This is a genomic window from Xenorhabdus littoralis (genome assembly GCF_033949345.1).
In the GTDB taxonomy this organism is placed as follows: Bacteria; Pseudomonadota; Gammaproteobacteria; order Enterobacterales; family Enterobacteriaceae; genus Xenorhabdus; species Xenorhabdus littoralis.
This window is the reverse complement of the sequence record NZ_VCDP01000187.1, coordinates 1-1,041: the sequence shown is the minus strand read 5'-3', so window position 1 is coordinate 1,041 and position 1,041 is coordinate 1. Positions and strand designations below refer to the sequence as shown.

Genomic DNA, 1,041 nt, shown 5'->3' with positions numbered 1-1,041 from the left:
CGTCGCAATAGGGGGGCAGCTTGTGCATACAGTTTTCCCTCCCGTGCCCGTTTCATCATCGCCAGCAGCCAGCCGACCGGATTGCCGATTTTGCCTGCACGCAGCGCTCTATCCAGACAGTCTAGGACGATTTGAGCCTGTTCAGCGGGCAGTGCCTGTAATTGACTGGTCAGCATGGTGACATCTTCCAGCTCCAGTTGTCGACAAAGCCCTTCTGGCAAAAAAAGGGCAGACCGGGGATCTACGTATGTTTTTTTATTCACACTCTGTGTGAAAGAACGTACATAACGGTTCGGTTTAGTGGAATCGCTATAACTCGATGATTTTATACTGAGTTCGGAAACCGAATTCGGCTTAGTGGGCACCTCTTTTTGGCTCAGTTCGTTTTCCGAATCCGGTGTCATTTCCCTGAGTTCGGTGTGCTGTTTGGCTTGTTGAAGCGTCTGCCTCATGACCCTTTGCTGTGGTGTCTGCACGGCATTCAAGCGCGCTTCCAGTAAACAGAGATGACTATGGCGATGACGCATCATCGGATCTTCCTTAATGTCAGCCAGCACCGACCAGGCTGTCTGGCTGATGGTGCGATTTTTACTGCGACAGGCTTCTGCCACAGTATCCAGCCAATGAGGATCAAGCATTTCGGCATCGCGACAAGTCAGTGGCTCATCATGCTGGGCATAGATATTGCCCCGCACCCGCCCGTGCTCATCGCGGATGCGCTTGCATAAACTCAGCCAACCGGTTATTCGCAACATCAGCAGAACTCGGCTGACGGTTTCACGGGAGGCTTTGCCTTTATAGGGTGAGGCCAGCAGCACCTGCAATTCATCGTAGCTGGGAAAAACCGCCCCTTCATTTTGTTGCGCGTACAGGCGGATCATCATCCAGCCCGTTTTATCCAATGATGACAGGCGATCATCCAGTAACAAGCGGCGGGGATAGGCATCCTGGATGTTTCCCATAAACAGCAGACCACTGCGCAGCTGTGAAACGTCATCGCCTGCGCGTTGTTCCAGACGGGTTTTCATTTTGGCAATGGTG

General features: G+C 52.4%; 1 protein-coding gene. It reads right to left on the bottom strand.

Features of this window, described 5'->3' with window-relative positions:
- A partial coding sequence (locus FE394_RS19155) for an STY4528 family pathogenicity island replication protein (RefSeq protein WP_319927909.1) occupies positions 1–1,041 on the bottom strand: 1,041 nt, incomplete at both ends.